This window comes from Rhizobium sp. UBA1881 (assembly GCF_002338015.1).
In the GTDB taxonomy this organism is placed as follows: domain Bacteria; phylum Pseudomonadota; class Alphaproteobacteria; order Rhizobiales; family Rhizobiaceae; genus Rhizobium.
The window spans coordinates 1-5,560 of sequence record NZ_DDHH01000080.1 but is presented as its reverse complement, the minus strand read 5'-3'; the positions used below and the strand labels follow the sequence as shown (position 1 = coordinate 5,560).

5 protein-coding genes and 1 pseudogene are annotated in these 5,560 nt (G+C 63.9%); 2 read left to right on the top strand and 4 right to left on the bottom strand.

Annotation, left to right across the window (positions count from 1 at the left end; translation table 11 throughout):
* The 4 genes and pseudogenes from B3605_RS09750 to B3605_RS09735 form a co-directional block, all read right to left on the bottom strand.
* Positions 1–206 (bottom strand): annotated as a pseudogene (locus B3605_RS09750) (polyphosphate kinase 2); the annotation flags it as partial.
* A gap of 18 nt (positions 207–224) precedes the next feature.
* Positions 225–1,940, bottom strand: coding sequence for a SulP family inorganic anion transporter (locus tag B3605_RS09745; RefSeq protein ID WP_112950929.1), 1,716 nt, complete (start codon positions 1,938–1,940; stop codon positions 225–227).
* Positions 1,941–2,023: 83 nt separating this feature from the next.
* On the bottom strand, positions 2,024–3,181 hold the full coding sequence (locus B3605_RS09740) for an HlyD family secretion protein (RefSeq protein WP_112945283.1): 1,158 nt from the start codon (positions 3,179–3,181) through the stop codon (positions 2,024–2,026).
* Positions 3,181–3,534, bottom strand: a complete 354-nt coding sequence (locus B3605_RS09735; RefSeq protein WP_112945284.1) for a DUF3302 domain-containing protein — start codon at positions 3,532–3,534, stop codon at positions 3,181–3,183. The genes B3605_RS09740 and B3605_RS09735 overlap by 1 nt, the downstream gene beginning before the upstream one ends.
* Positions 3,535–3,856: 322 nt before the next feature.
* Between B3605_RS09735 and B3605_RS09730 the strand changes: the two genes are divergently transcribed.
* Positions 3,857–4,147 carry a hypothetical protein gene (locus tag B3605_RS09730; RefSeq protein ID WP_047514034.1) on the top strand — a complete coding sequence of 97 codons (291 nt, stop codon included), beginning with the start codon at positions 3,857–3,859 and terminating at the stop codon, positions 4,145–4,147.
* A 64-nt stretch (positions 4,148–4,211) separates the two neighbouring features.
* On the top strand, positions 4,212–5,560 hold a 1,349-nt coding region (locus tag B3605_RS09725; RefSeq protein WP_296433633.1), incomplete at its 3' end, for a DUF3300 domain-containing protein.

The window sequence follows — 5,560 nt, the reverse complement described above, 5'->3', positions numbered from 1 at the left end:
CCCTTGCCGGCGGCGTCGCGGCCTTCGAAGACGATGACCACCCGGGCGCCCGATTTCTTGACCCACGCCTGGAGATGCGCCAGCTCCACCTGCAGGCGGGCGATCTGCTTGTCGTAATCCCACGCCTTCTTTTTCTTCTTGTCCTTGCCGTTGGACTTTGCCGATGGCTCCGGGTCGTGCCCCTTGGTTTCCAGTATCTCGTCCATGGTTCTCCCTCCGTGCTCTTAAACCGTGCTGCCTGCCGATGTCGTGCCTGCCTGGTCGTAATTTCCGATCAGCGCGCGCAGCGCTTCTTCCCGGCCGTTGAAGATGTTGTCCGGACCGATCGTCCTGATGACGCCGGCGCGGCTCAGAATGCCGCGGCTCTCCTCGCTGAGGTCGGCGATCGCGAAGGTGATGTTTCGCTTGGCCAGAATCTCGGCCACGGCCTCGAGTGCTGTGGCGCCAGTGCTGTCGATATGGGTGATCGCGCTGGCATCGAGCACGAGGCAGCGGGTGTCGGCCGGCAGATTGCGCGCCACCGAGGTCAGGCGGTTCCTGATGTAATCGGCGTTGTAGAAGAGAATGCTGCCCTGGACCGCGAAAACGGCGGCGCCGTCGACAGGGCGCGCTTCGGGGTGGCGGGCAAGGTCGAAGAAGCCGTGCCGGCCTTCGATGCGGCCGAGCAAGCCGTCGCGCGGAAACATCGTCTGGCGCAGCAGGTAGACAAGCGTGGCGGCGACGGCGACGATGACGCCGTTGAGCACGCCGAAGCTGATGGCGCCCCACATGGCGATCAGCGCGAAGATGAACTCCATGCGGCTGATGCGCCAGATCTTGCGCAGTTCGTGGACGTCGATGAGGCTGATCGCCGCCATGGCAAGGATCGCGGCCAGCGCCGGAATGGGAAGGATGCGCAGCGCGCTGTGCAGGAAGACGAGGGCCGCGATCAGCGTTGCCGCCGAGACGAGGCCGGCCGCCTGCGAGACGCCGCCGGTCGACAGGTTGATCGCCGTGCGCGAATCCGAAACGCTGATCGGAAACGAGCCGAAAAGCCCCGGCGCGATGTTGGCCGCGCCGAGGCCTATCAGCTCCTGGTTCGCATCGACCTCTTCGCCGGTGCGCGAGCCGAAGCTGCGGGCCGCCACGATGCCCGCGCCGAAGCTCACCAGAAAGATCGCGGCGGAGCCGAGTATGATCTTGTCGAGTGGCATTTGGTGGAGCGCGGGCAGCGAGAAGCTTGGCAAGCCGCTCGGGATGTCGCCGACGACGGCGATGCCGCGCCCCTGAAAATCGAAGATGGCCGAGAGCACGACCGAGAGGACGACGACCAGCACCGGGCCCGGGATCTTCAATTGGAAGGCCCGGACGAGCCACAGCAGCGCGAACATCGCAAGGCCGAGAAGCAGCGAGGGCCAGTGGATCAGGCCGCTCTTGCCGGCGATCTCGACCAGCGGAGGGACGAGCCCGTCGGATTCGATCTTCACGCCCGTGAAGCGGCCGATCTGGCCGACGAGGATCGACAGCGACACGCCGGCGAAAAAGCCGACGAGGATTGGGCGCGAGAGGAAGCTTGCGAGAACGCCGAGGCGCAGCAGCTTCGCGGCGATGCAGCAGATGCCGACGCCGAGCGCGAGTGCCGCCGCGATGGCGACCCGATCGACCGGCGTGCCGGCGGGGTAGGCGGCGACGATCGTGCCCATGGCCGCGGCAAGCACGGTCATGGTGGCCGCATCGGGGCCTACGACGAGGAGCCGCGAGGGGCCGAAGATCGCGTAGGCGATTGGCGCGACGATGCTGGCGTAAATGCCCGTTTCCGGCGGAAGGCCGGCAATGGCGGGATAGGCGATGGCGCTCGGCAGGCCGACGGCCGCAATCGACAGCCCGGCCGGGATATCGCTCTTCAGCCAATCCCTGCTGAAACCACTCAGGCCTCGCAACATCGGAAGACTGCCTATCACCGCGGGCTCCTTATCACTTCGTCATCGGCATTCCCATGTTCGTGCCGGCCCCACTCCTAAAGAGCGGGACCGGCCTTCTCCCCTCAGTGTTCCAGGAAGACGTAGTTCATCCAGCTGCTCATTCTGAGCAGCACCTTTCTCAGCACCGCGACGTGGTGCCAGTGGTGGGTGTAGACGGCGACCTCGGCGACGACACCGCCGGGTAGCTGGTAGCCTTCGGTGCTCTCGAGGAGCTCGATGTTGGCGATCGTCTGGCCGGGCGCGGCGCGTTCGGGCGATTGCGGGTCGATCAGTGCGCCGGAGGGCTGCAGCTGGCCTTGCGCCATCACGTCGATGATCCCCTGCACGCGGGCCTTGAAGATCTTGCCTGGGACCGCCTTGAAGGCCACTTCGGCATCGTCGCCGACATTGACGCGTTGCAGCGAGTTCTGGATGAAGGCGGCGCCCAACATCTGGTCCTGGCTGTCGATGAACACCATGACCGGGCGCAGCGGCAGCGGGTTCGCCATCATGCCAGGGCGCAGGAAAACCTGGGTGACGTAGCCGTCGCTGGGGGCACGGACCGTCGTCTGATCGAGCTCGTATTCAGCGTTGGCAAGTTCGGCCTGCAGGCGGGCAACGGTGGGGTTGGTGCCGTTGATTTCCGATTCATAAGCCAGTTTTGCCTGCGTGGCCTGGGCGCGGGCGGTATCGACCGCGGCCTCGGCCGTCAGATAGAGGCCCCTGCGGTTTTCGACTTCGAGTTCGGAGTAGACGGCGCCACGACCGCTCGACTTGGCGTTTTCGTTGGAGGCCTGGAATTTCTCGAAGGCCTGCAGCGAACGGTCCCTGGAGGCTTCGGCGCCGGTGACGGCAGCGTTGGCGGCGTCGAGTGCCGCTTTCAATTGCAGCACCGTCTGCTTGGCCTCAGCGAGCGCTGCCGTCTTCTGGTCGACCGTGAACTGATAGGGGCGCGGATCGATGCGGAAGAGGACGTCGCCCTTCTTCAGCGGCGCATTGGGCGTGACCGGCACCTCGACCACCTGGCCGCCGACCGTTGGGATGACGGGCGCGGAGGTGAAGTAGATGCGGGCGTCGCTGGTGTAGGGATGATTGTAGCTCATCAGCAGCAACAGCGTGCCGATCAGGAAGATGCCGCCGAGAACCGATGTCGCCAGCGTCCACTGGTTCACCGGGATGCGGAAGATCTTGAAGATCGCGTAGCAGAGCGCCGCGTAGGTCAGTATGAGAAGCAGGTCCATCAGGCGTTCTCCCCCTCCGATGACTGGCCTTCCGACTGGCCTTCGAGTTCCGCGATGCGCGCATGCAGGCGTGCGATTTCAGCGTTGGCCTCCTGCGCCGGCGACAATTTGCCATCGCTGCGAATGCCCCAGCCGCGGTCCTCGCGGTAGATCGTTGCCCAGATGAACAGGAACGGCCAGATGGCGTGAAGGGTGAACAGGCTCACCCATCCGGCGACGTGGATCGCATCCTGATGCGGATGGTTTCTGGCCTTTGCCATCAGGTGCGGGATGTCGTGGATCGCGATCACCGCGTAGAACAGCGTGATCACGACGAAGAACAGAACGCCCAGTGCGAAATAGTCGAGGAACACGGTTTTTGCCTTTCGACAACGAATGGTCGACCTCAGCGGGTGCGGGGAATACGCAAAAACAATAGACCTGCGTGGGCGGCGATGCCCGTAGCATCACGTAACATCTATCGGATCGAGGACGGGCGGGTGGTCTTTCGCCGCCGTCGGGGGCATCGCCGATCTGCGAGCTCACGGTGTCAATTCGGGCTGTTCGCCACCATCGAGTACAAGCCGAAATGATCGCGGATGCCGCGTATGTTCGCGTATCTTACGTCTGCGCCCGCGCTCAACCGCCCTATAATCAGCTGGTCTTCCTGGGGGGAGATCGGCGGTGGGGGGTGCGATGAGCTGGAGAGTAAGCAATACGCCGCGACTGTCCGCTCTCGCCGTCGCCGAGGTTCATTTCCCCGATCAGGCCAAGAGGGTTCGGCATCTCTACCAGGTGAGCGAAGCGTTCCGCAGCATGTGCGAGGACCTCGCGGTGATCCTGGAGACGCTGACCCACCTCGATGATCTTCCGCGCACGGAGCGGGAGGCGCGTCGGCAGGAATACAAGGAACTGGAGAAGGCGCTTCTCACCGAAATCGGCGAGGCGCTGTCGCAATCGAACGTCGTATCGCTCAAGCGCTCCTGAGTGCTCGGACATGGAGCGCCAAGAGCAGCATTCATCGCCATTTGCACGGAAAGGTCGACGCGTCATGAAATCAAGATCGTTCAGACTAACTGCCGGCCTGACAACTGGCTTGACGGCGCTGGCCTTCATTTCCATGCAGCCGGCGCCTTTCGTGTTCGCTCAAACGGCGGCTCCCGCTGCGGCGCCGGCGTCTGCGGCCCCTGCAGCTGCGACCGACCTCTTGTCCGAAGATGAGCTGGAGGTACTGGTCGCCCGCATCGCGCTCTATCCGGACGAACTGGTCGCCGCGATTTCGGCGGCGTCGCTTTTTCCGCTGCAGATCATCGAGGCGCAACGCTTCCTTGAGGCTAAGAAGAAAAGCGCCGATCTCAAGCCCAAGGATGATTGGGATGGCAGCGTCATTTCGCTGCTGAACTATCCCGACATCGTGAAGATGATGAGCGACGATCTCGACTGGACGCAAAAGCTCGGCGATGCGCTCACCAACCAGCAGAAGGATGTGCTGGTTGCCATCCAGCAGCTGCGCGACGAGGCGGTGGCGAAGAACATCATCAAGACGGACGATAAGGTGACCGTCGTCACCGAAAACAACAACGTGGTGATCCGCCCGACCGATCCTCAGAAGGTCTATATCCCGCAATATGAGCCGCAGATGCTCTACGAGCCCGGCTACGCGGCCGAGCCGATCTCCTATTATCCAAGTTCCTACGACAACTATTACTATCCGGGCGCCGCGTTCTTCGCGGGGGCTGTCACCGGCGTCGCGTGGGCGGCGATCGTCAATTGGGACGACTGGGGTGTCTGGGGTGGACGCTGGAACGGCGACGTCGATATCGACTGCAACAACTGCTTCAACGACCGGAATTTCAACGGCAAGGTCAAGTGGAATGACGTCGATTGGACGAAGGTCGACCGCAGCAAGCTCAGCATCGACAAGAGCCAGTTCGCCAACCTGGATCGCACGGCGATCAAGTCCGGCCTTGAGGGCGACAAGCGCAACCAGCTGAAGAACCAAGTCGGCGATCGCCGGGCGGATTTCGGGGCAGGAGGGCGCAACACGGCGGCGCGCGCCGACGATATCCGCAAGGGAACGGTCAACGGCCTGAAGACCAACGGCAAGCCGGGCATCGCCAACAGACCGGCGGACCGGCCGAATGCCGGGAACCGTCCGGCGAATGCGTCTCGTCCGGATGCGCGTCCCGGCAATGCCGGGGCCAATCGTCCGTCGAAGGGCAATGTGAAGAAGAATTCCGGCGCGCCGAAGATGGCGGCGAGGCCGGACAACCGTTCACGGCCCAATGCGCTCGGCAACCCGCAATCATCCGGCCGCCGCGAAGCGATCGCGTCCCAGCGTGGCGGCCAGAGCATGGGTGGCGGTCAGCGCGGCGCGCCGCGGGCGCAGAGCCGCCCGGC

What these genes read in the sequence shown, in the direction of transcription:
- B3605_RS09740 (WP_112945283.1), bottom strand. Translation starts at nt 3,181, where the DNA reads ATGGACCTGCTTCTCATACTGACCTACGCGGCGCTCTGCTACGCGATC.
- B3605_RS09730 (WP_047514034.1), top strand. Translation starts at nt 3,857, where the DNA reads ATGAGCTGGAGAGTAAGCAATACGCCGCGACTGTCCGCTCTCGCCGTC.